Origin of the sequence: Vitreoscilla sp. C1 (genome assembly GCF_002951955.2) — a bacterium.
Taxonomy (GTDB): Bacteria; Pseudomonadota; Gammaproteobacteria; order Burkholderiales; family Neisseriaceae; genus Vitreoscilla; species Vitreoscilla stercoraria.
In genome coordinates this window covers 1,715,966-1,739,517 of sequence record NZ_CP019644.2, presented here as the reverse complement: position 1 = coordinate 1,739,517, position 23,552 = coordinate 1,715,966, and the positions used below count along the sequence as shown (strand labels likewise).

Annotated in this window: 25 protein-coding genes; 18 read left to right on the top strand and 7 right to left on the bottom strand. The window is 43.6% G+C overall.

Annotated features, from left to right (window positions below):
- The first annotated feature begins 8 nt into the window (after window positions 1-8).
- From eno to ADP71_RS08540, 4 genes are read left to right on the top strand one after another with little or no spacing between them, the layout of a single operon-like run.
- Window positions 9-1,295, top strand: a complete 1,287-nt coding sequence (eno, locus tag ADP71_RS08555) for a phosphopyruvate hydratase (protein WP_104931991.1) — start codon at window positions 9-11, stop codon at window positions 1,293-1,295.
- A 25-nt stretch (window positions 1,296-1,320) separates the two neighbouring features.
- Window positions 1,321-1,644: a septum formation initiator family protein gene (locus tag ADP71_RS08550; RefSeq protein WP_019958152.1), complete on the top strand. Its 324-nt coding sequence runs from the start codon at window positions 1,321-1,323 to the stop codon at window positions 1,642-1,644.
- A gap of 60 nt (window positions 1,645-1,704) precedes the next feature.
- Window positions 1,705-2,565 carry a DMT family transporter gene (locus ADP71_RS08545; RefSeq protein WP_019958151.1) on the top strand — a complete coding sequence of 287 codons (861 nt, stop codon included), beginning with the start codon at window positions 1,705-1,707 and terminating at the stop codon, window positions 2,563-2,565.
- Window positions 2,566-2,593: 28 nt separating this feature from the next.
- Window positions 2,594-2,965: an STAS/SEC14 domain-containing protein gene (locus ADP71_RS08540; protein ID WP_019958150.1), complete on the top strand. Its 372-nt coding sequence runs from the start codon at window positions 2,594-2,596 to the stop codon at window positions 2,963-2,965.
- Between the two features lie 42 nt (window positions 2,966-3,007).
- On the opposite strand, the gene ADP71_RS08535 is transcribed toward ADP71_RS08540, so the two are convergent.
- The 3 genes from ADP71_RS08535 to ppsR form a co-directional block, all read right to left on the bottom strand.
- Complete coding sequence (locus ADP71_RS08535; protein WP_019958149.1) at window positions 3,008-3,430, bottom strand: hypothetical protein; 423 nt, start codon at window positions 3,428-3,430, stop codon at window positions 3,008-3,010.
- Between the two features lie 100 nt (window positions 3,431-3,530).
- On the bottom strand, window positions 3,531-4,268 hold the full coding sequence (locus ADP71_RS08530; protein WP_104932398.1) for a UDP-2,3-diacylglucosamine diphosphatase: 738 nt from the start codon (window positions 4,266-4,268) through the stop codon (window positions 3,531-3,533).
- A gap of 8 nt (window positions 4,269-4,276) precedes the next feature.
- On the bottom strand, window positions 4,277-5,098 hold the full coding sequence (gene ppsR / locus ADP71_RS08525) for a posphoenolpyruvate synthetase regulatory kinase/phosphorylase PpsR (RefSeq protein WP_104931990.1): 822 nt from the start codon (window positions 5,096-5,098) through the stop codon (window positions 4,277-4,279).
- Between the two features lie 316 nt (window positions 5,099-5,414).
- Between ppsR and ppsA the strand changes: the two genes are divergently transcribed.
- The 9 genes from ppsA to ADP71_RS08485 all read left to right on the top strand — a co-directional run bounded on the left by ppsA (window position 5,415) and on the right by ADP71_RS08485 (window position 13,610).
- A complete protein-coding gene (ppsA, locus tag ADP71_RS08520; RefSeq protein ID WP_019958146.1) occupies window positions 5,415-7,802 on the top strand; it encodes a phosphoenolpyruvate synthase in 2,388 nt (795 codons plus the stop codon).
- Between the two features lie 184 nt (window positions 7,803-7,986).
- Window positions 7,987-8,343, top strand: coding sequence for a hypothetical protein (locus ADP71_RS08515; protein WP_104931989.1), 357 nt, complete (start codon window positions 7,987-7,989; stop codon window positions 8,341-8,343).
- Window positions 8,344-8,503: 160 nt separating this feature from the next.
- The gene (locus tag ADP71_RS08510) at window positions 8,504-8,860 is read left to right on the top strand and encodes a hypothetical protein (protein WP_104931988.1); all 357 of its coding nucleotides are present in this window, start codon (window positions 8,504-8,506) and stop codon (window positions 8,858-8,860) included.
- 203 nt (window positions 8,861-9,063) lie between these two features.
- Complete coding sequence (locus ADP71_RS08505; RefSeq protein ID WP_019958143.1) at window positions 9,064-9,420, top strand: hypothetical protein; 357 nt, start codon at window positions 9,064-9,066, stop codon at window positions 9,418-9,420.
- Window positions 9,421-9,904: 484 nt separating this feature from the next.
- The gene (locus ADP71_RS08500; protein ID WP_216603993.1) at window positions 9,905-10,906 is read left to right on the top strand and encodes a solute carrier family 23 protein; all 1,002 of its coding nucleotides are present in this window, start codon (window positions 9,905-9,907) and stop codon (window positions 10,904-10,906) included.
- Window positions 10,842-11,333 (top strand): hypothetical protein, encoded by a 492-nt coding sequence (locus tag ADP71_RS12965; protein WP_216603991.1) that lies wholly within the window; start codon window positions 10,842-10,844, stop codon window positions 11,331-11,333. The genes ADP71_RS08500 and ADP71_RS12965 overlap by 65 nt, the downstream gene beginning before the upstream one ends.
- 124 nt (window positions 11,334-11,457) lie before the next feature.
- On the top strand, window positions 11,458-11,874 hold the full coding sequence (locus ADP71_RS08495; protein WP_019958141.1) for a DUF6232 family protein: 417 nt from the start codon (window positions 11,458-11,460) through the stop codon (window positions 11,872-11,874).
- Between the two features lie 65 nt (window positions 11,875-11,939).
- Entirely contained in the window at window positions 11,940-12,293 is a 354-nt protein-coding gene (locus ADP71_RS08490; RefSeq protein WP_019958140.1) for a hypothetical protein, read from the top strand.
- Between the two features lie 132 nt (window positions 12,294-12,425).
- Window positions 12,426-13,610, top strand: coding sequence for an MFS transporter (locus ADP71_RS08485; protein WP_104931986.1), 1,185 nt, complete (start codon window positions 12,426-12,428; stop codon window positions 13,608-13,610).
- 49 nt (window positions 13,611-13,659) lie between these two features.
- Here ADP71_RS08485 and ADP71_RS08480 read toward each other — a convergent pair whose 3' ends face one another.
- Window positions 13,660-14,748, bottom strand: a complete 1,089-nt coding sequence (locus ADP71_RS08480) for an enoyl-CoA hydratase/isomerase family protein (RefSeq protein WP_019958138.1) — start codon at window positions 14,746-14,748, stop codon at window positions 13,660-13,662.
- A 171-nt stretch (window positions 14,749-14,919) separates the two neighbouring features.
- Complete coding sequence (locus tag ADP71_RS08475; RefSeq protein ID WP_237343057.1) at window positions 14,920-16,029, bottom strand: enoyl-CoA hydratase/isomerase family protein; 1,110 nt, start codon at window positions 16,027-16,029, stop codon at window positions 14,920-14,922.
- A 268-nt stretch (window positions 16,030-16,297) separates the two neighbouring features.
- Between ADP71_RS08475 and ADP71_RS08470 the strand changes: the two genes are divergently transcribed.
- The 5 genes from ADP71_RS08470 (at window position 16,298) to ppk2 (ending at window position 22,732) form a co-directional block, all read left to right on the top strand.
- A complete protein-coding gene (locus tag ADP71_RS08470) occupies window positions 16,298-17,830 on the top strand; it encodes a Re/Si-specific NAD(P)(+) transhydrogenase subunit alpha (RefSeq protein ID WP_171461072.1) in 1,533 nt (510 codons plus the stop codon).
- A gap of 11 nt (window positions 17,831-17,841) precedes the next feature.
- Window positions 17,842-19,224: a Re/Si-specific NAD(P)(+) transhydrogenase subunit beta gene (gene pntB, locus ADP71_RS08465; RefSeq protein ID WP_019958135.1), complete on the top strand. Its 1,383-nt coding sequence runs from the start codon at window positions 17,842-17,844 to the stop codon at window positions 19,222-19,224.
- A 79-nt stretch (window positions 19,225-19,303) separates the two neighbouring features.
- Window positions 19,304-19,774, top strand: coding sequence for a hypothetical protein (locus ADP71_RS08460; protein WP_104931983.1), 471 nt, complete (start codon window positions 19,304-19,306; stop codon window positions 19,772-19,774).
- A gap of 37 nt (window positions 19,775-19,811) precedes the next feature.
- Window positions 19,812-21,665, top strand: coding sequence for a bifunctional chorismate-binding protein/class IV aminotransferase (locus ADP71_RS08455; protein ID WP_171461071.1), 1,854 nt, complete (start codon window positions 19,812-19,814; stop codon window positions 21,663-21,665).
- Window positions 21,666-21,841: 176 nt separating this feature from the next.
- On the top strand, window positions 21,842-22,732 hold the full coding sequence (gene ppk2 / locus ADP71_RS08450; RefSeq protein WP_040755721.1) for a polyphosphate kinase 2: 891 nt from the start codon (window positions 21,842-21,844) through the stop codon (window positions 22,730-22,732).
- A gap of 39 nt (window positions 22,733-22,771) precedes the next feature.
- Here the strand turns inward: ppk2 and ADP71_RS08445 are convergent, their stop codons facing one another.
- Both ADP71_RS08445 and rplS read right to left on the bottom strand, forming a co-directional pair.
- A complete protein-coding gene (locus ADP71_RS08445) occupies window positions 22,772-23,092 on the bottom strand; it encodes a hypothetical protein (protein WP_019958131.1) in 321 nt (106 codons plus the stop codon).
- Window positions 23,093-23,179: 87 nt separating this feature from the next.
- Window positions 23,180-23,551, bottom strand: coding sequence for a 50S ribosomal protein L19 (gene rplS, locus ADP71_RS08440; RefSeq protein ID WP_019958130.1), 372 nt, complete (start codon window positions 23,549-23,551; stop codon window positions 23,180-23,182).
- Between the last annotated feature and the right edge of the window lies 1 nt (window position 23,552).

Below are 23,552 nucleotides of genomic sequence, written 5' to 3'. Positions count from 1 at the left end.
TTGACGCAATGTCAGCCATTATCGATATTTTTGCGCGTGAAGTTTTGGATTCTCGTGGTAACCCGACCGTTGAATGTGATGTCTTGTTAGAATCAGGTGTGATGGGCCGTGCAGCCGTTCCATCTGGTGCTTCAACGGGTGAAAAAGAAGCTTTGGAATTGCGCGATGGCGACAAAAGCCGTTACTTGGGCAAAGGCGTTTTGAAAGCCGTTGAAAATGTGAATGGTCAAATTGCAGAAGCTTTGATTGGCTTGGATGCGTCTGAACAGTCTTACATCGACCAAACCATGTTGGACTTGGATGGTACGGACAACAAAGGCAACTTGGGCGCGAATGCGATGTTGGCAGTGTCTATGGCAGTGGCTCGTGCTGCGGCAGAAGATGCAGGCTTGCCTTTGTACCGTTACTTGGGTGGTGCAGGTCCTATGGCGATGCCAGTACCGATGATGAACGTCATCAATGGCGGTGCGCATGCGAACAACAGCTTGGACATCCAAGAATTCATGATTATGCCTGTGGGCGCAGAAACCTTCCGTGAAGCTTTGCGTTGTGGCGCTGAAATTTTCCATCACTTGAAAAAATTGTGTGATGACAAAGGTTATTCAACCACAGTAGGCGACGAAGGTGGTTTTGCACCTAATTTGGAAAGCCATGAAGCGGCCATCAAATTGATTTTGGAAGCGATTGACGCAGCAGGTTACACCGCAGGCGACGATGTGGTGTTGGCTTTGGATTGCGCTTCTAGCGAATTTTACAAAGACGGCAAATACCATTTGGCAGCTGAAGGCTTGCAATTGACCAGCGAACAATTCGCGTCTTATTTGGCAAACTTGGCTGAACAATATCCTATCGTGTCCATTGAAGACGGTATGAGCGAACACGACTGGGCAGGTTGGAAAATCTTGACCGACAAATTGGGCAAAACCGTTCAATTGGTGGGTGATGATTTGTTTGTGACCAATCCTGCGATTTTGGCTGAAGGCATCGAACAAGGTTTGGCGAATGCATTGTTGGTGAAAGTGAACCAAATCGGTACTTTGACTGAAACTTTGAAAGCCGTTGATTTGGCCAAACGCAACCGTTACACTTCTGTGATGAGCCACCGCTCAGGCGAAACCGAAGACAACACGATTGCGGACTTGGCTGTGGCGACCAATTGCATGCAAATCAAAACAGGCTCTTTGTCTCGTTCAGATCGTATGTCTAAATACAATCAATTGTTGCGCATCGAAGAGGAATTGGGTTCAGCAGCTTACTACCCAGGTCGTGCTGCGTTTTACCAATTGACCAAATAATCACAGACGAATGGTTGTGAATTAAATGAAGTGGGTTTCACTGGTATTGATTGCCGCATTGGCATATGTGCATTTTCATTTGTGGCTAGGCAAAGATGGATGGGATCACCATCTGCATTTGCAAGAGCGTTTGAAGGTTCAATTAGCGACCAATGAAGACGCTGGTCAACGCAATGCTACGTTACAAGCTGAATTGGAAGATTTGGGCAGTGGTGGCGATGCGATTGGTGAGTTGGCTCGATTTGAGTTGGGTTATATTGGCGATGGTGAAGTTTTTTACCGTATCGTTCCCAAAGTCACATTGGAAGATCCACATGCTGATGATATAGATGCAACCACACAACCATGATATGAGAATCAAACAGCTTTCAGGGCGACCTGAAAGCTGTTTTTACATAGATAAAAAGGAATGACAGTGATAAAACGTTTGGGCTCAGGGTGGATGGTCATCGCTGCTTTGTTTTTTGCCATTATGGGCGCATTGGTTAAGATTGGCGCACCGTATTTTTCAGCGATGGAAATGGTGTTTTATCGAACCATTTTATCGGTTGTGGTTTTGGGTGGTGTGGCGGTGGTGACAGGTAAATCTTTGGCAACACCATACATCAAAGCCCATTTGGGACGTGGCGTGGCAGGAACCATGGGCATCATGTTGTTTTTTTACGCTTTAATCCATTTGCCTTTGGCAACTGCGGTCACATTGAATTACACTTCACCGATTTTCTTGGCGATTTTGTCGTTTGTGATTTTAAAAGAGCGTATCAATCGAGCAACGGCGGCAGTATTGTTACTGGGCTTTATGGGTGTGATTATTTTGCTGCGTCCGAGTATTGGTGGTGAGCAATTTGTCGCAGGATTGGTAGGCTTAAGCGCGGGTGCGTTTGCTGGTTGGGCTTATTTGCAAGTGCGTGAATTGGCTTTGTTGGGTGAGCCTGAATGGCGGGTGGTTTTTTATTTTTCAGCTGTTTCCGCATTCATTGCAGGCATATTGGCGTTTGTAGATGGTTGGCATATGCCACAAAATGGGCAGCAAGTTTTGATTTTATTGGGTATTGGTGTGACCGCGTTGATTGCCCAATTGAGTATGACGCGAGCTTATAAAGTCGGACGCAAATTTGTGGTCGCTTCGTTTTCGTATTTGACAGTGGTATTTTCGACTGTATTGGGTGTGTTGTGGTTTGCGGAAGTCCTACATTGGCAGGAACTTGTCGGAATTGCCATTATCATTATTAGTGGTATCCTTGGCAGTGTATTACCTAAGAAAAAATAACAAAATTTTGACAGAGGGAGGTGTGGCAATGATTTCAATCAGACAACAATCGTATGGTTTGAATGTGGCTTTGTTCAATGAATTCACCTTGGATGATTTCAAATTGTTAGAGCAAAGTGTTTTGGAAGTTTTGAAAGCCCAAGACAAGCCTGATTTGTTATTGGATTTGTCTTTGATGAAAGACTTCACCATCGACATGGCATGGGAACAAGTGCGCTTTACCCGTCAACACATTGGTGAGTTTGGTTTGTTGGCCATCGTGGTTAATGATTGGTGGATAGAGTTGGGCACTCGTTTGTCTAATTTATTGTCATTGCAACATGCCAAATACTTCAAAACTGCCGAAGAAGCTCAAAAATGGCTGCTTTCTAGCCCTGAAAAACAAATGGAAGATTTGTAACAAAACAAGCGTCCTGTAAAGCTTACAGGACGCTTGTTTGTATTAAGGTCTGTCGCTATATGACTTTTCAGATTGATAACAAATCTCACGATGACTTTGCATATCGCTATGCCAATAGCCCATCATGGTATTGAAATCCATGTCTTTGAAATGCTGATTGAATGCCGATTGGTAAGCGGTGTTGTTTTGAAACAAAGTATGCAATTGTTGAATGCGCACACAGACCCAATAATGGGCTTCATCGGCAATGTTATCGTCTTGAACCTCAGCACGGTCTTCTTCTAATAAGCTGCGCAGCCGTATGAATTGTTGGAAAAACCGCTCTACGCTGGCTTGTTTTTGTGTGATTTTCTGCTCATAAGCTTGATCGGGATGGGTGGAAACATAATGTGGTGGTGCGCTGTCGGCATGGGCCATGTTCATACTTAAACCCAATAAACCGATACTGATAATACGACGAACCATTCTGTATCCTCCTTGTTTTGATATTTTAATCAATACAATAGCATGAAAAAGCGTCCTGTAAAGATTTACAGGACGCTAATGAATTGGATGATGATTGGTGTTAAAAGTGCCAAGTGCTCAATTGTATCGGTGCTGGTTGTGTGGCTTGTGCATCTAGCCACAAAATTTGTGCCTCGCCTGTTTCTTCACGCCAATCACCCAATACTATGCGCACAGAGCCATTTTCAAAATATTCTATTTCAGGACGGTGTGTGTGCCCATGCAGCAACACATCCACACCTTGCATTTGCTCGCGCACATAAGCTTTGTTGACGTCCACAGGTTGGTAATGTTTGTGGGTTTGGCGTTGGCGACTTTTGCGGCGCAAAATGTGGGCAATGCGTTGTTTGATATGAAAAGGCAAACGTTTCAAACTGCCCAATAGCCAAGGATGGCGAATGATGCGTTTGAAACGTTGATAAGCAATATCATCCGTACACAAAGCATCACCGTGTTCTAAGCGCCAAATTTTGCCTTGGTGTTGCCACAAATAAGATTCTGGTAATAAAACACCGCCAAAACGGTCTAAAAAGCCTTGTCCCAATACAAAATCCCGATTGCCGACCAATGCAAATATTTGATTGCCTGAATGGGTGAAATCTTGTAATGCTGTCACGATGGGGATTAACCACTCACTATCGTCTTGGTCATCTAACCATGCATTGAACCAGTCGCCCAAAATATACAAATCGATGGCTTGGGTTTTGTAAGTATTTAACAAAGACAAAAATCCTCGAGTCAATCGAGGATGTTCGCAAGACAAATGCAAATCGGCAATGAACAAAACACTTCTGCTCATGGGCTTCATTAAGAGCGGCGCTTGATGCCGGTTTCAATCAAAATATTGGCGGCCAATTCTTCTACCGACTTGTGAGTGGTACTTAAAAACGGGATGCCATGTTGGCGGAACATCGATTCGGCTTCGCGTACTTCTGAGCGGCAGTTTTCGATGCTGGAATATTTGGAATTAGGGCGACGTTGTTCACGAATATGATGTAAGCGTTCGGCATCGATGGTCAAACCAAACAGTTTATTTTTGAATGGCTTGAGCATGCGTGGCAAGTCGGTGCTGCCCAAATCATCTGGTGTGAGCGGATAATTGGCGGCACGCAAACCATATTGCAATGCCAAATACAAACACGTTGGGGTTTTGCCTGAGCGAGACACACCGACCAAAATCACATCGGCTTTGCGCATTTCTTTGTCTGTTGCGCCATCGTCGTGTGCCAAGCTGAAATTCACCGCTTCCATGCGTGCATGGTATTTTTCTTCGTCAGTGATGCCGTGAATGTTGCCAACAATATGAGACGCTGCGGTTTGTAATTCTTCTTCTAATGTGCTGATAAATGCATCAAAAAAATCCAAATGCAAACCATTGCTTTGGTGTACGACTTCACGAACGTCTTTGTCTACGATGCTAGAAAAAATTAATGGACGCGCAGTAGATTCGGCAGCAGCTTGGTTGATGAGGTCCACCATTTTTTCGGCTTTTTCGACTGTATCAATGAAAGGATGCATGCTGCGTTTGAATTCAATATGAGAAAATTGATTCAATAAGGCTTGTCCCATACTTTCTGAGGTAATGCCTGTGCGGTCTGAAATGATAAAAGCATAGCGAGTGTGGCTCATAAACAAAACTTCCGATAAGAGATTATGAACATAATATCACACTGTTTTATGGTAACAAATTGAATGTGGTTGTGAATTTAAACATTTTAAATTTCGTTAAACTGCGTATTAAATTCTAAAAAAATTTATTTTCGATTGTATAAGTTCTAATCCGTAGAAAAATATGTGGTTTTATGGCAAAATTATGGATAAGTGTCGGTTGTTTAAATAATAAAAGCTGACATGTTAGGGTTGTTGCGGCTAAAATACGCAGGAATTTTTAGGCCGTTAAAGGCACCTCAACTTTTTTTATCAATGTATTTGGAAACAATATATTATGTCCGGTAATAACGTAATCTGGTTCGAAAATCTGCGCATGACCGATGTGGAGCAAGTAGGTGGTAAGAATGCTTCTTTGGGTGAAATGATTAGCCAATTGGCTTCGAAAGGTGTACGCGTACCTGGTGGTTTTGCGACAACTGCTGATGCTTTCCGCAAATTTATCGCACATGAGGGCTTAGACACTCGTATCAATGCGGCTTTGGACGCTTTGGATGTTGAAGATGTGAATGCCTTGGTTGAATGTGGTAAAAACATTCGCCAGTGGATTATGGATACTCCATTTCCAGCTGAGTTAGACGAAGATGTTAAAACGGCTTGGGAAAAAATGGTTGCTGATGCAGGTACAGAAGAGATTTCTGTTGCGGTTCGTTCCTCTGCTACCGCAGAAGACTTGCCAGATGCTTCATTTGCCGGTCAACAAGAAACATTCTTGAACATTAAAGGTTTGGATAACGTTAAAGAAGCGATGCACCATGTATTCGCTTCTTTGTACAATGACCGTGCGATTTCTTACCGTGTACACAAAGGCTTTGCGCACGCTGATGTGGCTTTGTCTGCTGGTGTACAACGTATGGTTCGTTCTGATTCAGGTGCGTCAGGCGTGATGTTCACCATCGACACCGAATCTGGTTTTGACCAAGTGGTGTTTGTGACTTCGTCTTATGGTTTGGGCGAAATGGTTGTTCAAGGTGCGGTGAATCCTGATGAATTCTACGTACATAAAAACAACTTGCGTGAAGGTCGTCCAGCCGTTTTGCGCAAAGTGATGGGTTCTAAATTAATCAAAATGGTCTTCACGGAGGATGCTTCTGCAGGTAAATCTGTCAAAGTAGAAGACGTAGAAGCCAATTTGCGCAATGAATTTTCTATTTCTAATGCAGAAATCGAAGAGTTGGGCAAATACGCTTTGACCATCGAAGAGCATTATGGCCGCGCGATGGACATCGAATGGGGTCGTGATGGCATTGATGGCAAAATCTACATTTTGCAAGCACGTCCTGAAACAGTGAAATCACAAGAAGGTCGTCAAGACACTTTGCGCCGCTACCGCATCAACGAAAAAGGCACTGTATTGGCTGAAGGCCGTGCCATTGGTCAAAAAGTCGGTCAAGGTCAAGTTCGTTTGATCAAAGATGCTTCTGAAATGGACACCGTAAAAGCTGGTGACGTTTTGGTAACAGACATGACTGACCCAGATTGGGAGCCAGTGATGAAACGTGCGGCTGCGATTGTGACCAATCGTGGTGGACGTACTTGTCACGCAGCGATCATTGCGCGTGAATTGGGTATTCCTGCAGTAGTCGGTTGTGGTAACGCAACCGAATTGTTGACCGAAGGCCAAGAAGTGACTGTGTCTTGTGCTGAAGGTGACACTGGTTTGGTATACGAAGGCAAATTGGAAGTGGAAATCATCGATTTGCAATTGGATTCTATGCCAGAAGCACCTGCTAAAATCATGATGAACGTCGGCAACCCTGAATTGGCATTTGGTTTTGCCTCTTTGCCTAATGAAGGCATTGGTTTGGCGCGCATGGAATTCATCATCAACCGTCAAATCGGTATTCACCCACGTGCGTTGTTGGATTTGGCTGAACAAGAAGCTGATTTGCAAGCGACCATCAAAGAACGCATTTCTGGCTACGCGTCTCCACGTGATTTCTACATAGACAAAATCGCTGAAGGTGTGGCGACTTTGGCTGCGGCAATGTACCCGAAAAAAGTCATTGTTCGTACCTCAGACTTCAAATCAAATGAATATGCTAACTTGATTGGCGGCAGCATTTACGAGCCTCACGAAGAAAACCCAATGTTGGGCTTCCGTGGTGCGGCGCGTTATGTTTCTGAAGAATTTAAAGACTGTTTCGCGATGGAATGCGAAGCGTTGAAACGTGTTCGTGATGAAATGGGCTTCACCAATGTGGAAATCATGATTCCTTTCGTGCGTACTTTGCGCGAAGCGGAAGCTGTGGTGAATTTGTTGCGTGAAAATGGTTTAGAGCGTGGCAAAAACGGCTTGCGTTTGATCATGATGTGCGAATTGCCAACCAACGCGGTTTTGGCTGAGCAATTCTTACAATTCTTTGACGGCTTCTCTATCGGCTCTAACGACATGACCCAATTGACTTTGGGCGTGGACCGCGACAGTGGTGGCCCAATTGCTTCAACATTCGACGAACGCGATCCTGCTGTGAAAGTCATGTTGAGCTTGGCGATCAATGCTTGCCGTAAGTTGAACAAATACGTGGGTATTTGTGGTCAAGGTCCATCGGATCATCCTGATTTGGCCAAATGGTTGGTTGAGCAAGGTATCGAAACCATTTCTTTGAATCCAGACACTGTGATTGAAACATGGTTGTACTTGGCTAAAGAATTGAAAAAATAATCACTTGATTTAAGCGATGAAATACAAAGCGTCCTGTAAGGTTTACAGGACGCTTTTTTATGCTTTTGTGGTATGAAAATCTTTTTTGATATGTCAGATGGAATATCAATCAATATTCTAAATCAATGGTTTGTGATGATGTTAGAATGAGGACTCTTATTTTTAAAATTCAAAGGGGAATAGAATGAAAAAATGGTTTTTAGCTTTGTTGTTGGGGGTTTCATTGACCATGCCTGTGACTGCATCCGCTAATGAAGTCAATGAATTGTGCCAATCTTTAGGTGAGTTTGCTGGTGAGATTTTAGATGGTCGTAAAGAGGGTTTGAGTCGGTCTGAAGCGATGGGTATTGTTCGTGAATCTGTTGCCGATTTGCGTGGCGAAGAGAAGCAAATGGTCAATGAATTGCTCACTGGGGTGGTACAAAGCGTGTATGAATTGTCATCATCTGAAATTTCAACCTCTAATACATCTGAAGCCCGTATTTTCAAGCGTGAATTTGTTAAAGGTTTTGATTTAGAGTGCCGCAAGCAATTGCGCTAATTAAAAATTAATTTTGGTTTTTTAAAAGCATCTTATCAAAATGATAGGATGCTTTTTTCATGTTAAAAAAATATCTTACGTCATAGGAATATTGAAAAGGAATTTTTATGAAAAGACAGAAGTCAAAAGTCATTCAAAACGAATATGATGGGAGATTCAAATGAAAAAGTGGCTTTTAACTTTGTACGTCAGTATGTCGTTATTGATGCCTATGACAGCTTCTGCCAATGAATTGAGTGCTTTGTGTCGATCTGCCAGTGATTTTGCAGGCGGCATTTTAGATGCACGCAAAGCAGGCGTACATAATACAGATGCATTGAATGTTGTTGAGCAGATTACAGCGGGTTTAAATGGGTCTGAAAAGCAAATATTTGGAAATTTATTGAGAGGCATGGTGGGGATAGTTTATAGCTTACCTTCATCTCAAGTTCATTTTAAGCATAAAACCGATTCGGATACATTCCGACGTAATTTCGTCAACAGTTTGCATGTGGAGTGTATCAGACAAAATTCGTAATCCAATATTCTCCTGTAAAAATACCAATGAGCGTCTTGTGTCGTTGCAAGGTGCTTTTTATTATTGCTTTAAGGAAATGAAAAAGTAGATTGATGTAATAAACAGGTCTTATTGAAATATTTAAAAGGAATTTTTAAGCAATATGACATGTCCAAAATAATCATTTAGCATTGATTCAAAATGGGAAAATAAGGAGGAGTCAAATGAAAAAATGGATGATGGGATGTTTGCTTAGTACGATATGGATTTGGCCCATGATGGCATCGGCCAATCAATCTGTGCAATTGTGTGGCACTGTAAGCTATTTCGGTGGTGAGGTATTTGAAGCACGTCGGGCAGGTTATAGCCGTTTGCAATCCTTGGCAATGGTTAATAGTGCTGTGGCAAATTTACATGGTAATGAAAGAGCGGTGTTTACCAATTTGTTTCAAGGTATGGTGGCTGGTGTGTATGATTTACCTGAACAAGCCACCATGACTTCGGATGCTGAGGCGGCCTTGGCATTTAAATATACATTCATGCAAGATTTTTATGGGTCATGCTTGAGATATTTAAATTGAAATTGGGAAAAGCGTGTTAAAAAGCGTCCTGTAAATATTTACAGGACGCTTTTTATTGGTTATTTCAATTTGTGAATATATGACATTGATTTTTTGATTTAATTTTAATTGTTTAATAGCGTCAGTATTATTGGGAATGGACAAAAATGTCACATATTTTATGCAAATGATTTATTGGTGAATAAAAAGAATTTATTTTGGATTTTTTTAATATAAATATTTGTTTTTAAGTGATTTAAATTGTTCAATCAAATGTTTTAAATTGATTGATATGGCATATTTTTAGCTATATTAAAATAGTGAATCTATAAAAAATAATTGAATTTAAATTCATGATTTGTTAGCTTAGCTTGGGTGTTTGCATACGATACGATATTAAAAATAAAAACTGTTTCATTGAGATTGGATGTGCAGACAAAGAGGAGCGTCGCTGTGTGCCAAAAACATGCAGCATTTACGAATCAAGCTACAAAGGAAAACATCTATGCCATTAAAAAGAGAACACGGGCAAGAACATCCATATTGGCCATTAGGACCTTTTAAAGTCAGATTGCCATTTATTCATTACCGTTGGGAATTCCCTGAAATGATTCAAGCATTCATCATGTTTGTAGTCAGTTTGGGTATGATTCCGCTATTGCAGCAATATTTGGGTTTGCCATACGAAGCGGCTTTGGCTGGTGTTGTGGTGTGTGGTATTGGTTTTATGTTGCCAGCATTATTAGGCGTGCCTATGGTGCCCGGTTGGATTACGCCAGCGATTCCAGTGACTTTGTTATATTTGCAAAGCTTTGAGCCAGGTCCTGAAGCCATCAAAGCGATGATTGCTTTGCAAGTGATTGTATTTTTGATTTTCTTGATTTTGGGCATTACTGGTTTAGGCAGTAAATTGGTTAATGCTATTCCCAATTCTTTGAAATGTGGCGTGATTATTGGTGCGGGTATCGCCGCCATGATGGGAGAATTGAAAGCGGGTGGTCGTGTGGAGGGTGCACCAATTTCGATTATTTTGGGTGCAATTATTGCCGCTTACATTTTATTTTCACTGTCGTTTAAAAATGTGGTGTTGCGCAATGCATTTGCCAAACAGATTTCCAATTTTGGTATGGTGCCCGGTATTGTGATTGCCATGATAGTTGGTTGGAGTTTGGGCGAATTTGCATTGCCGAATATTGAATGGGGTGTCACACAGCCTGATTTTGGTTTGTTGTATGCGCATTTGGGCTTTAGTGTGGGTTGGCCTACTGCCAGTATGTTTTTATTAGCAGTACCAACAGCAATCATTGCTTATGTGATTGCATTTGGTGATATTTTGGTGGGTTCTACTTTGATTAAGCGTGCAGAGCACCAGCGTCCTGATGAAACAGTTGAAATCAATGTCACTCGTGTGCATTTGGTAACTGCCATTCGCAATGCCATTCATGCTTTGTTTGCACCTTGGCCTGGCAGGTCCGTTATGGACGCCTATTCAGGCTTCTACTGCTGAGCGTTATGCTTTGGGTCGCAAATCTATGGATTCGATTTACAGTGGTCAAGGTACGTTTTGGATTTCAGGTTTCTTGGCTTTGTTTGTATTGCCATTGGTAACCATGTTCAAACCTGTTTTGCCTTTGGCTTTGTCGTTGACCATGATTTTGACGGCTTATATTTGTATTATGGTTGGTATGGAAGAATTGAAAAATTCGGCGGAGCGTGGTGTGGCAGGTATTGTGGCGGTGACTTTGACCATGCCCGATCCACGTGCGACCATTTATGCAATTGTGGTTGGTGTGGTATTGTATTTGTTAATTGAGCGTACCAACGCAGCAGCGCGTGACGAAGGTGATTTGTCGATTATTTCTGACAATACCGCTGCCATTGAGGCAGGTTCTAGTGATGGCGTGGCAGCACCAAATCAAAAAACCAGTTCTTAAAACTTGGGTTTTTTAATTCAGACATCCTGTATGAATACAGGATGTTTTTTTATTTGCAAACGAGGTTTGGCGACAATGGTAACTTTTGTTAAAGTAGTAAGGGTTTGAATAAGATTGAAGAACAATGGAATTAGAAAAATTGAATGCCAGTTTGGCAAAATACGATGTGCAGTTTGATGCTGTGGCGATGACTGTGGCAGGGGCGCGTTATCCTTATGCCGATATTGCCAGCATTCATTATTTGAAACCAAAAAAGCGGGCATTGATTCGCTTTTTGACGACGCTGGCAACGGTTGCATTGGCAGCTTGGATTGTTTTGGCATCGCAACACCAAAGTGAATCGATTAAATTGGCTGTGGGTATATTAATCGGTTTGACCATAGCGCGGTTTTATATGTTGGGTAAGGTTTTCCCAAAATTAAGTGTGACTTTGAAAAATGGCGATAAGGTTGAGGTGATGAAGAAATTTGATTTGATTGCAGCAGATCGTATTTATGCGCAGCTGGTATATCAAATGCAAACAGATTCATTAAAAAAATAATCCAGTCCATTGTATTTTTACAGGACGCTTGATGACATCAAGTTACACTACAAAAGGGAGAAAAAATGAAAAAATGGTTAGGCGTGGTTGTATTGTGCTGCTCTATGTCGGCTATGGCCAATGAGATGCATGAAGTTTGTACCGATTCAGCAGAGTTTGGCGGCGAAGTTTTTGAATTGCGTCAATTGGGTGTGGGACGTGATACTGCTTTGAGTTTGGTTAAAGATGCGCTCAAAGATGTTCGTGGTGAGGAGCGCATTGTGGCGGGGCAATTGTTGAATGCGGTTGTGAATGGGGTATATGACATAGATTTGGATGCAGATGAATTGGCCGCTTTAAATGAGTCAGAAGTCGCCATGTTAAAACAAGTGTTTGTAGAGACGATGCGTGATGAGTGTCAGTCTAAAATGAATGATTGATGTTATCTTTTTAATCAGCGTCCTGTCATATTTACAGGCCGCTTTTTAATGGCTTGGTATCACCATTCATCATAAAAATAAAATGAGATTGAAGCACTGCATTTAAAACACAAGCATCAAAGGAGTCGTGGTTTGAAACAACATAAATTTGCGCCATGGTTAATCATTATGGCGGGCGTGGTTGCGGCCATGCACATTGGTAAATTGCCGCCGACCATTCCGATTTTGCAGCAACAATTGGATTTGAATTTGAATCAAGTGGGATTTTTACTTTCGGCCATTCAAGCAGCAGGTATGTTGTGCGCATTGAGTTTGGGCATGGCCGCTGGCAAAATTGGCTTAAAAAAAATGTTAATGGGCGGTTTGGGAATTTTGATGGTGGCCAGTACCTTGGGCGCTTTTTCTCAACATTTTTATGCGTTGTTTGCAGCAAGATTGTTAGAAGGATTTGGCTTTTTGTGTGTGATTTTGCCCGCACCGGCTTTGCTCAGACAATTGGTCTCTTTAGACAAACTCAAAGCCATGATGGCATATTGGGGCGCGTATATGGGTTTGGGCGTGGCTTTGAGTTTGTTAATCACACCACTGGGTTTGCAAGCGTTTCATTGGTCTTATGTGTGGTTGGGTTTTGCTGCGTTGGCTTTTGTGATGGGGCTGTGGGTGTGGCGGGTGGTTCCTGTGGTGCAGGTGTCTCATCATCAGCAACAATCGCTAGGGCAATTGTTCCGTCAGATTTTGTCTCATGCACCATCATGGTTATTGGGTTTGGTATTTGCTTGTTATACCAGCCAATGGTTTGCCATTATGGGCTTTTTACCATCTATTTATATACAAGCGAATGTTGCCGCAGCACATGCGGGTATGTTGACGGCATTGGTGTGTTTGAGCAATGTTTTGGGCTCGGTGTTGTCAGGTGTTTTATTGCAACAAGGTCGCCGTGCGTTGAGCTTATTAAGCACAGGTTTTGTTGTGATGATAGTCGGTACCATTATGATGTTTGCAGGCGTGAACGACTTGCCATTTATATGGCAATATGTCGGCGTCTTGGCTTTTTCTATGGTCGGTGGTTTGATTCCCGGGGTGGTATTCGCTTATGCAGGCGTCTTGGCACCAAGCCCACAATTGGTAGCAGGCAGCATCGGTTGGATACAACAATGGTCTTCGCTCGGACAGTTTTGTTTGCCACCATTAATGGGCGTGTTGGTGACATGGTGGGGCGGTTGGGAGCAAGCATGGATGGTGTGTGTGACTTTGAGCATTCTCGGTATTTTAGGCTCATTTAAAATCCAAAGCTTGATAGACAAAGTGAGGTTTTAAAAACCATTCAAGCGTCCTGTAAATGTTACAGGACGCTTTTAAATGTGTATTACAAAATCATCTCTATGCTTAATGGATTAAAAAATGGTGTGAGCCACGCATCATCTATTTCAGCTGCGGTTTTTTGCCATTTTGGATTTTTGTCTTTGTCGATGAGCAAAGCGCGCACACCTTCGCTAAAATCAGGCATCAACACACAATGGGTTGCAACCGTATGTTCTAAATTTAAAATGTCTTTGAGCGACAAATGACGGCATTTTTGCATCAATTCCCAATGCAAAGCGGCACTGGTAGCGCAACCTTGTTCGATAAAATGAGCAGCATTTTCCATCCAATCGCTGTCGTGGCGGTGCGCCAAAATCAGATTCAAAGCGTCCTGAAACGTTGCTTGCTGGGTAATTTGGGTAATGGTGTGTTGATGGGCGAGCAAATGGCCTTCAGGTAAGGTGGCTGCGGGTAAATCCAACAAAGCTTGTTTGATGGCAACCAACGGTTTTTGATGCCATTTGGCTTGTTGTAAAGTTTGTAAAATGCGCTCTTTACTGTCGCTGGCAAAAGCAAATTCAGCCAAATTGCCCAATATGGCATCGTTGCCATTGAATCGTGCGCCACTCAATCCCAAAAATACGCCACTTTTGAATGGGAATTTTTGTAAAAAAGCATTCGCGCCGGCATCGGGAAACAAGCCTATGCTGATTTCAGGCATTGCCATTTGTGTGGTTTCGGTGACGATGCGTACAGTGGACGCTGCAGCCAAACCCAAGCCACCGCCCATGACGATGCCGCTACACCAAGTGATGATGGGTTTGGCATAATGCGCCATGTAAGCGTACAAACCATATTCATGTTGGAAAAAATGGGCAACTTGTGCTGCGGCATCTTCTTGTCCGACACATTGTTGCAATGCACGAATGTCACCACCTGCACACAAAGCCCGCTCATTGCCTTCTAACCAAACTGCTACGATGTTGGCATCTTGCTCCCATGTTTGCAATTGTGCGCGCATGGCTTGGATGACTTCTAAATTCAAAGAATTTAAGGCTTTAGGGCGATTGATACTTAAAATGCCGATGTGTTTGCCATCGAATGTTGGCAATAATTGGCTTAAAACGACTGCTTGTGAAACAGGGTTACTCATGAAAACTCCTTGATAGATGGGTCAGCACACCGTTTTTTGTTCAGTATAGGTATGGTGTGGTGGTTTGAGGATAACAGTGACCCCATCTAAATGGCATGTTGCCGCTCACAAACAAGTAAAATTGTGTGTTAGCGGCAACAGTGAAGGCGTTTCAAGATGAATGGCATGGCTTTATGCCAAAGTGACAGATTCAATCGATGTTTTGGCTAAATATTCACTGCTCTCAAAAAAAGTATCCAACCATGCTCGATTCACTTGCGCGATGGATTTGACCCATTGCGGATTTTTATCTTTATCAATCAGCAACGCACGCACGCCTTCTAGAAAATCGGGACGGGTACAGCATTGTTGCGACACGATTAATTCTTGCTCGATGCATTCAGCGAGCGATGCATGTTTCAAATCTTCCATCAAACGCCAAATCAAACCCATGCTGGTTGGGCAACCATTTTGGGTATTTTCATGCGCTTGTGCCAACCAATTATTGTCAGCGTGATTGTGTGCCAAGATGGTTAAGGCGTCCTGAAAGGTAGCTTGGCTGACAATTTCTTGCAAAACGGCATGGTTGGCCAAAATCTGGCTCTCAGGCAATGCCGCAGCTTGCAATGGATTCAAGGTCTGGCGCACCACTTGATGCGCAGGCATAGACCAATCGGCAGCAATCAAAGCTTCTAAAGTTTCTTGGCGGCTGTCGCTTGGGCGTGAATAGGCGGCTAAATTGCCCAACAAGGCATCGCGACCATTGAAGCGCGCGCCTGTTAAGCCTAAAAAGCGACCACTGCCAAACGGGAATTTTTGCAAAAACCATGTGCCGCCTGCATCAGGATACAAGCCTATGCTGATTTCAGGCATCGCCATCATGGTCGTTTCGGTCACAATCGTGTGGCTGGCGGCATTGGCCAAACCCATGCCACCGCCCATCACAATCCCGCTTGCCCAACACACCACAGGCTTGGGATAGCGGCTCAAGTATTCACACAAATAATATTCAGCAGCAAAAAATTCATGCACATGTTCGTGCGCTTGTTGTTCATTTGGCGCATCCACCACACCTTGACGCAATTCACGAATGTCACCGCCTGCACAAAAAGCTTTGTCACCACTGCCATCTAACCAAATCATGGCAATACTGTCGTCATTTTGCCAAGTTTCTAATTGTTGACGCAGCTGAATAATCAACGCTGTGTTTTGCGCATTCAAGGCTTTAGGTCGATTTAATGTTGCGATGGCAATAAATTGATTGTGGGATGTGGGAATGGTTGAAAACAAGACTAATGGCATATCCACAGTGGTTTCCTAGTTTGATGTGTATATTTTTAATAATAAGTGAATGAATTATAACATATTTTGAATAATGTGCTAATGAAAAAATATGCTATCAACTCATTGAAATTTTGGGTTGAATTGGTGAAACTCGCATGATGGGACAGATTCAATTTACAAAATGATGGATGGTTTTGATTCAAATGTCATGGTTGTGGATGTGAGTCATATCTTTTGAACGATAGTTATTGTGATCAATCACACCATTTTATGAAGGAGGCATGCGATGAAAATCGGGATACCTAAGGAAAGTTTGAGTCGTGAGTTGCGTGTTGCGGCTACACCCACCACGGTAGCGCAATTGGTAAAATTGGGTTTTGCAGTGGAAGTCGAAACCCAAGCGGGGATGGGAGCGAATTTTGATGATTTGGCTTATGTCAATGCAGGCGCTTTGGTGGTGGATGCAGAGCAGGTCTGGCGAGCAAACATGCTTTTAAAGGTCAATCCACCGACTTTTACAGAAGTCGAAAAAATGCAAAAAGGCGCAGTATTGGTCAGTTTCATACAGGCCGCTCAAAATCCTGATTTGCTTGAAAAATTGCGTGCTCAAGGTGTGACGGCCTTGGCGATGGAAATGGTGCCGCGTATTTCTCGCGCCCAGTCTATGGATGCGTTGTCGTCTTTGGCCAATATCAGTGGTTACAGGGCGGTGATAGAAGCGGCGCATGAATTTGGGCGTTTTTTTACAGGGCAAATTACCGCTGCAGGCAAAGTACCACCGGCAAAAGTTTTGGTGATTGGTGCGGGCGTGGCGGGTTTGGCGGCTATTGGGGCAGCAAATTCTTTGGGAGCCATCGTTAGGGCATTTGATACCCGTTTGGAGGTGGCAGAACAAATTGAATCCATGGGTGGGCAGTTTTTGAAATTGGATTTTCCGAATGAAGCAGGTGGCAGTGCTGATGGTTATGCCAAAGTGATGTCGGAAGAGTTCATTGCAGCTGAAATGAAATTGTTTACCCAGCAAGCCCAAGAGGTGGACATTATCATCACAACCGCAGCCATTCCAGGTAAGCCTTCACCCAAATTGATTACCAAAGCGATGGTCGACAGCATGAAACCAGGATCGGTGATTGTGGATTTGGCCGCGGTGGGCGGTGGCAATTGTGAATATACCGTGCCGGGTGAATTGATTGTGACAACAGGCGGTGTGAAAGTGATTGGTTACACCGATTTGTCCAATCGCTTGGCAGGACAGTCTTCACAGCTATACGCTACTAATTTGCTGAATTTGACCAAACTTATTACACCTGAGAAAAATGGTGAAATCGTTTTGAATACGGAAGACGTGATTGTGCGCAATATGATGGTGACGCATGACGAAGCAGTAACATTTCCACCACCGCCGATTCAAGTTTCAGTACAGCCTCAAACAGTCAAAACCGAAACCATAGAAAAACCAGCACCTAAACCGGTTGCCGCATGGAAAAAAATGTTGCCTGCCATACTCGCAGCTATGGCGATTTTATGGGTAGGCGCATTGGCACCGACTGAGTTTTTAAATCATTTTATTGTGTTTGTGCTTGCGTGTGTGGTTGGTTATTACGTGGTGTGGAATGTGTCACACTCTTTGCACACACCTTTGATGTCAGTGACCAATGCCATTTCAGGCATTGTGATTTTGGGCGCGATTTTGCAAATCGGACAAGGGCATTTCTTGGTCAGTATATTGGCTTTTGTCGCCGTATTTTTGGTCAGTATCAATATTTTTGGCGGTTTTTTTGTCACTCGCCGCATGCTCAATATGTTCCGTAAAGGTTAAGGGGAAAACTCATGTCTTCAGGATTTGTCAGTGCCGCTTACATTATTGCGGCCGTTTTATTCATCGCCAGTTTGGCAGGTTTGTCCAAACAAGAAACTGCTAAGCGTGGCAATGTTTTTGGTATGTTGGGAATGACTATTGCGTTGGTGGTGACGGTGTTTGGTCAAAACACGCAAGGCTTGGTTTGGATTTTGATTGCGATGTTGGCAGGTGCCGCTGTTGGTATTTACCGTGCCAGCAAAGTTGAAATGACACAAATGCCCGAACTCATCGCGATTTTACACAGTTTTGTCGGTTTGGCAGCGGTGTTTGTAGGCTTTAACAGCTATATTGAACCCGGCAATATTGCCGCTGACATGCACACCATCCATATGGTCGAAGTGTTTTTAGGCATGTTCATTGGCGCGGTGACATTTACGGGTTCGTTGGTCGCATTTGGTAAGCTCAATGGTAAAATCAGCTCCAAAGCCTTGACCTTGCCCAATAAAAATTTGCTCAATATTGCGGCTTTGGTGTCTGGCGTGATTTTGTTGGTTTTATTCTTGGGTGCGGGCGGCGCTTGGTGGGGTACGGCGTGTTTGTTGTTGATGACCGTGATTGCTATGGGTTTCGGTTGGCATTTAGTGGCGTCTATTGGTGGTGCTGACATGCCTGTGGTCATTTCCATGCTCAATTCGTATTCAGGTTGGGCTGCCGCAGCAACAGGTTTTATGTTGTCGAATGATTTGTTGATTGTCACAGGTGCTTTGGTCGGCTCTTCAGGGGCGATTTTGTCATACATCATGTGTAAAGCCATGAACCGCTCGTTTATTTCGGTGATTGCAGGCGGTTTTGGCAATGAAACCAGTGCCAATGCCGAAGAAGTGACGGGCGAGCACAAAGAAATTCAAGCCGATGCGTTGGCTGCCATGCTCAAAGAAGCCAGCAGCGTCATCATTACACCGGGTTATGGCATGGCGGTGGCACAAGCGCAATATCCTGTGGCTGAATTAACGCAAAAATTGCGTGCCAAAGGGATTAACGTGCGTTTTGGTATTCATCCTGTGGCAGGGCGTTTGCCTGGACACATGAATGTGTTGCTCGCTGAAGCGAAAGTACCTTACGACATTGTGTTGGAAATGGATGAAATCAACGATGATTTTGGTGACACCGATGTGGTGTTAGTCATTGGTGCCAATGACACGGTCAATCCTGCTGCTGCCTCTGACCCGCACAGCCCTATTGCAGGCATGCCTGTTTTGCATGTGTGGGATGCTAAAAATGTGGTGGTGTTCAAGCGTTCGATGAATGCAGGCTATGCAGGTGTGCAAAACCCATTGTTTTTCAATGACAACAGCTTTATGTATTTTGGAGATGCCAAAGACAAAGTTGCGGAAATTTTGCAGCACTTGTAAAAGCGTCCTGAAAACTTTGACAAGCGGCTTACAGGCCGCTTGATTTGATAGGACAATCGCCATTAATGAAGGAAAACACATGTTGTGTAAACAGAAAGTGCAAATTATTTTTGGGTTGTTGTTGTGTGCCTGTATCACGGTAGCGGGCGCGCAATCGCCTGCGGGATTTGTCAAAAAAGTGTATGCCGATCATTTGAATGAAGATTTATTAGGCATTGATACGATTAAATTGCATGCCGCACCGCAATTGCGCCGCTTGATTGAAGAGCGCGATCGCATTGCCGATGCGCATGAAGGTGAAATGTGTGAATGGGTCTATGATGCGTATCCACTAATTCCGGGCAATGACTATGACACTCGTTTGAATCAAATGACATTCACACCGTTGGCCAATGGTCGCATCAAAGCCAAAGGCCGGAATTTTGGTCAAACATTTGAAATTGATTTTGCGGTGGCATGCAGTGGCGATACTTGTAAAATCGTCAATTTGTATACGCCTGATGATTATCGGGCAAAAATGGCACAAATCATTCAAGCGGGAACGTGTTAGTGTTGTTGTTAATTTTTAAAATGAATAAAGTCAAAGCATGAAATCATTAGAAAGACCGTATTTTGTGGTTTTGGACGATGCCCAAACCAAGCGTTGTCGTTATTACCAAAACTGGGTTGGTTTGGATACCATCACTGCCGATCAATTGCATCAAATAGATGGCTTATTGCGGCAAGGGTGGGACAAATCTTGGCATGTGGTGTTGTGGCAATCATATGATTTTGGTGTCGATGTGATGTTTGGTGACCATGAGCATGCCATGTATTTGTTGTGGTTTGAGCGTTGCGATGTGGTGGATGAGGCCGATGAAAGTTTGCCTTGGCGTGCGGTACAAGACCATGCTGGTATTGTGGATTTGTGCAATACCACCGAGCAAGAGGATTATTTGCGCCACATTGCAGAGATTCATGCGGCCATCGGTCGGGGGGATGTGTATCAAATCAATTACACCACTGCTTGGACAGGGACGGCTTATGGCGAGCCTGTGGCTTTGTATCAGCGTTTGCGTGAACGCCAACAAGTGCCTTATGGCGTTTTGGCGCATGTGCCGCCTGAAGTCAATGGTGGCGCAGCTTGGCATTTGGGTTTTTCGCCTGAATTGTTTTTGCAATTGCAAGATGATGGCACCATGCTTACCAAGCCCATGAAAGGCACGGCACCGATTTTACAGGACGGCTTAGATGAAGCGCGTTCACACGCTTTGCAAAACGATGCCAAAAATCGTGCTGAAAACGTGATGATTGTGGATTTATTGCGCAATGATTTGGGCAAATTGGCCACTGTGGGCGGTGTGGCTGTGCCGCAAGCGTTTGAAGTCAATGCGTTCGGTTCGGTGTGGCAAATGACTTCCACCGTCACCGCCACGATGCGTCCTGAAACCACGGTTGCAGACATTTTACAGGCCGCTTTTCCTTGTGGCTCGATTACAGGTGCGCCCAAACGCATGGCGATGCAAGTGATTGCCGATTTGGAGCAGCGCAAGCGTGGTATGTACACAGGCAGTATTGGTTATTTAGAGCCTTGTGATGGCGGTTTGGGCTTTGAAGGTGTGTGGAATGTCATCATCCGTTCTTTGAGTTTGACACAACAACAAAACAGCCCACATTATGATTTGAATATGGGCATTGGTTCGGGCATTGTTATCGATAGCGTGGCAGAAGATGAATGGGACGAATGTTTGTGGAAAGCCCGTTTTGTACAGCAATTGCCCTCAGCGATAGGCTTGATGGAAACGATGTTGGTCGAAGATGGCGTGTGTGCGCTATTGGATTGGCACAAACAGCGTTTGCACCACAGCAGCAAGGCTTTGAGTGTGCCTGTGAATGTAGAACAGGTGTGGCAAGATTTACAGGACGCTTGTGTGCAAAAATATGCACAAGGACGCTTTCGGGTGAAATGTGAAGTTTTGCCTAATGGCGAAGTGGTGTGGACGGATGCCCCATTAATCCCTTTGCAAGGCAAACAGCGTGTGTGTGTCAGCGAGGTGGTATTGCCTATTCAAGACGTGTTGCGCCGCCATAAAACCACGCAGCGACATGTTTTGGACAGCGTGTGGCAAGCTGCGATGGTGCAAGACTGTTTTGATGGTTTGCTGTTTAATCAAGCAGGCTATCTGCTTGAAGGTGGTCGCTCGAATGTGTTTGTGCAAATGGCTGATGGACGTGTGTATACGCCAAGTTTGGATTTGGATATTTTGAATGGTGTGATGCGCCAAGCTGTTTTGCACAATCCTGCACAATACGGTTTTGAGCATGGTGTACAAGAATCGGCTTGTATTGATTGGGTAATGTTACAGGACGCTGCTCATATTTATATGAGCAATGCCTTGCGTGGCTTGATGGAAGTGGATTTGCTTGATTCATTTGACATAACACAAAAGCATATTGTTTAAGTGCTTAATTGTGGTGATAATCGGCTTATAATATTCATAAAAATGTCATTAAAATCATTTATCACACAAATCACGAAGGTCGATATATGGGTACGTCGTTATCTGAAGTAGTGGAAGTTTCGCAAGATGTCGTGCAAGACGATGCGGTTGTTGTTGAGGAAAAAGACACAGTAGACATGGTGCTTGTCAATGAATTGGTGGAGGAGCTGGCTGATATCGATGAAGATGGTCTGTCCATTTTCACCGAAAGCGTGTTGCATACGCCTTTGAGCCAAGAAAATGCTGATCGGGCACCTTTACCTAAAAATTATCCGTACAAAAACCGCATAAGTCGTAAAGTGTATGAGCATGACAAACAATTGTTGCAAATTGAATTGTTAAAAGTGCAATCTTGGGTCAAAGAAACGGGTCAGCGCATTGTATGTTTGTTTGAAGGTCGTGATGCAGCGGGCAAGGGCGGTACCATCAAACGCTTTATGGAGCATTTAAATCCGCGTGGTGCGCGTGTGGTGGCGTTGGAAAAGCCGACTGAAGTCGAGCGCGGTCAATGGTATTTTCAACGCTATTTAAATCATTTGCCAACAGCAGGTGAAATGGTGTTGTTTGACCGTTCTTGGTATAACCGTGCTGGCGTGGAAAAGGTGATGGGTTTTTGTGAATCGCATGAATATTTACAATTCATGCGCCAAGCGCCTGAAGTGGAGCGCATGTTGGTCAATGATGGCATTCATATTTTTAAATTTTGGTTTTCAGTCAGTCGTGAAGAGCAATTGCGCCGTTTTATTTCACGCCGTGATGACCCATTAAAACATTGGAAATTGTCGCCGATTGACATCCAATCTTTAGACCGTTGGGATGATTACACTGAAGCGAAAAACCAAATGTTTTTCCATACCCATACAGGCGATGCGCCGTGGATGGTCATCAAATCGGATGACAAAAAACGGGCGCGTTTGAATTGTATTCGTCATTTTTTACATGCTTTGGATTATCCGGGTAAGGATGTCAAAGCCATTAAAGGGGTAGACAATAAAATTGTGTCTAAACCCAGAATTAAAAACAAATAATCAGCCTTCAATAAGCGTCCTGTAACCATACAGGACGCTTTATTTGTTTTTGGGTAATATTTGGGCTCGACATATTTGAAAAGCTGCTTGGGTGGACTGGCTGTATTGTTGTTGTAACTGCGCTTGGGATAATTGCGTTAAGCGCCACAAATCACGTACAGACAATTGTTGCTTGGCTTGTGTGACCATACAACGGCAGATGGGCGTGTGTTGGCTGCTAGAAAGCTTCAATTGTGGCAATTGGCTGAGGTATTGGTGGCATTGTTGTTGTAACCATTTATCAGGGCTAAGAGTCCAGTTGGCATAAATGCTGTGGCTCAAACATAACAAAGCCATGCTGAATAAAACCGAATGACGCATAAACGACCTTTGATTGTGGGTGGAAGCATCATAAAAAAAACGGTGCCATTTGGCACCGTTTTTAACGTATTTTTAGCAAATACTGAATTATTTAGCCACTTTACGTGCTGGCAATTTCTCTTTAATACGAGCAGCTTTACCAGTCAAACCACGCAAGTAGTACAATTTAGCGCGACGAACGTCACCACGACGTTTCACTTCAATTTTAGCTACTGAAGGAGCGTACAATTGGAATGTACGTTCAACGCCTTCACCGTTAGAGATTTTACGAACGATGAAGCTAGAGTTCAAACCACGGTTACGACGAGCGATAACAACGCCTTCGTAAGCCTGCAAACGAGTACGAGTACCCTCAGTTACAGATACAGATACGATTACAGTGTCACCTGGTGCAAATGCAGGGATTTCTTTGTTCAAGCGAGCAATTTCTTCTTGCTCTAATTGTTCAATAATGTTCATT

Excerpts from the sequence above, each read along its gene's own strand:
- ADP71_RS08535 (WP_019958149.1), bottom strand. The coding sequence starts at position 3,430 with ATGGTTCGTCGTATTATCAGTATCGGTTTATTGGGTTTAAGTATGAAC.
- ppsA (WP_019958146.1), top strand. The coding sequence starts at position 5,415 with ATGTCCGGTAATAACGTAATCTGGTTCGAAAATCTGCGCATGACCGAT.
- pntB (WP_019958135.1), top strand. The coding sequence starts at position 17,842 with ATGTCTTCAGGATTTGTCAGTGCCGCTTACATTATTGCGGCCGTTTTA.
- eno (WP_104931991.1), top strand. The coding sequence starts at position 9 with ATGTCAGCCATTATCGATATTTTTGCGCGTGAAGTTTTGGATTCTCGT.
- ADP71_RS08530 (WP_104932398.1), bottom strand. The coding sequence starts at position 4,268 with ATGAGCAGAAGTGTTTTGTTCATTGCCGATTTGCATTTGTCTTGCGAA.
- ADP71_RS08495 (WP_019958141.1), top strand. The coding sequence starts at position 11,458 with ATGGAATTAGAAAAATTGAATGCCAGTTTGGCAAAATACGATGTGCAG.
- ADP71_RS12965 (WP_216603991.1), top strand. The coding sequence starts at position 10,842 with ATGCTTTGTTTGCACCTTGGCCTGGCAGGTCCGTTATGGACGCCTATT.
- ADP71_RS08550 (WP_019958152.1), top strand. The coding sequence starts at position 1,321 with ATGAAGTGGGTTTCACTGGTATTGATTGCCGCATTGGCATATGTGCAT.
- ADP71_RS08445 (WP_019958131.1), bottom strand. The coding sequence starts at position 23,092 with ATGCGTCATTCGGTTTTATTCAGCATGGCTTTGTTATGTTTGAGCCAC.
- ADP71_RS08505 (WP_019958143.1), top strand. The coding sequence starts at position 9,064 with ATGAAAAAATGGATGATGGGATGTTTGCTTAGTACGATATGGATTTGG.
- ADP71_RS08500 (WP_216603993.1), top strand. The coding sequence starts at position 9,905 with ATGCCATTAAAAAGAGAACACGGGCAAGAACATCCATATTGGCCATTA.
- ADP71_RS08480 (WP_019958138.1), bottom strand. The coding sequence starts at position 14,748 with ATGAGTAACCCTGTTTCACAAGCAGTCGTTTTAAGCCAATTATTGCCA.
- ADP71_RS08455 (WP_171461071.1), top strand. The coding sequence starts at position 19,812 with ATGAAATCATTAGAAAGACCGTATTTTGTGGTTTTGGACGATGCCCAA.
- ADP71_RS08475 (WP_237343057.1), bottom strand. The coding sequence starts at position 16,029 with ATGCCATTAGTCTTGTTTTCAACCATTCCCACATCCCACAATCAATTT.
- ADP71_RS08540 (WP_019958150.1), top strand. The coding sequence starts at position 2,594 with ATGATTTCAATCAGACAACAATCGTATGGTTTGAATGTGGCTTTGTTC.
- ppk2 (WP_040755721.1), top strand. The coding sequence starts at position 21,842 with ATGGTGCTTGTCAATGAATTGGTGGAGGAGCTGGCTGATATCGATGAA.
- ADP71_RS08470 (WP_171461072.1), top strand. The coding sequence starts at position 16,298 with ATGAAAATCGGGATACCTAAGGAAAGTTTGAGTCGTGAGTTGCGTGTT.
- rplS (WP_019958130.1), bottom strand. The coding sequence starts at position 23,551 with ATGAACATTATTGAACAATTAGAGCAAGAAGAAATTGCTCGCTTGAAC.
- ADP71_RS08490 (WP_019958140.1), top strand. The coding sequence starts at position 11,940 with ATGAAAAAATGGTTAGGCGTGGTTGTATTGTGCTGCTCTATGTCGGCT.
- ADP71_RS08460 (WP_104931983.1), top strand. The coding sequence starts at position 19,304 with ATGTTGTGTAAACAGAAAGTGCAAATTATTTTTGGGTTGTTGTTGTGT.
- ppsR (WP_104931990.1), bottom strand. The coding sequence starts at position 5,098 with ATGAGCCACACTCGCTATGCTTTTATCATTTCAGACCGCACAGGCATT.
- ADP71_RS08510 (WP_104931988.1), top strand. The coding sequence starts at position 8,504 with ATGAAAAAGTGGCTTTTAACTTTGTACGTCAGTATGTCGTTATTGATG.
- ADP71_RS08515 (WP_104931989.1), top strand. The coding sequence starts at position 7,987 with ATGAAAAAATGGTTTTTAGCTTTGTTGTTGGGGGTTTCATTGACCATG.
- ADP71_RS08545 (WP_019958151.1), top strand. The coding sequence starts at position 1,705 with ATGACAGTGATAAAACGTTTGGGCTCAGGGTGGATGGTCATCGCTGCT.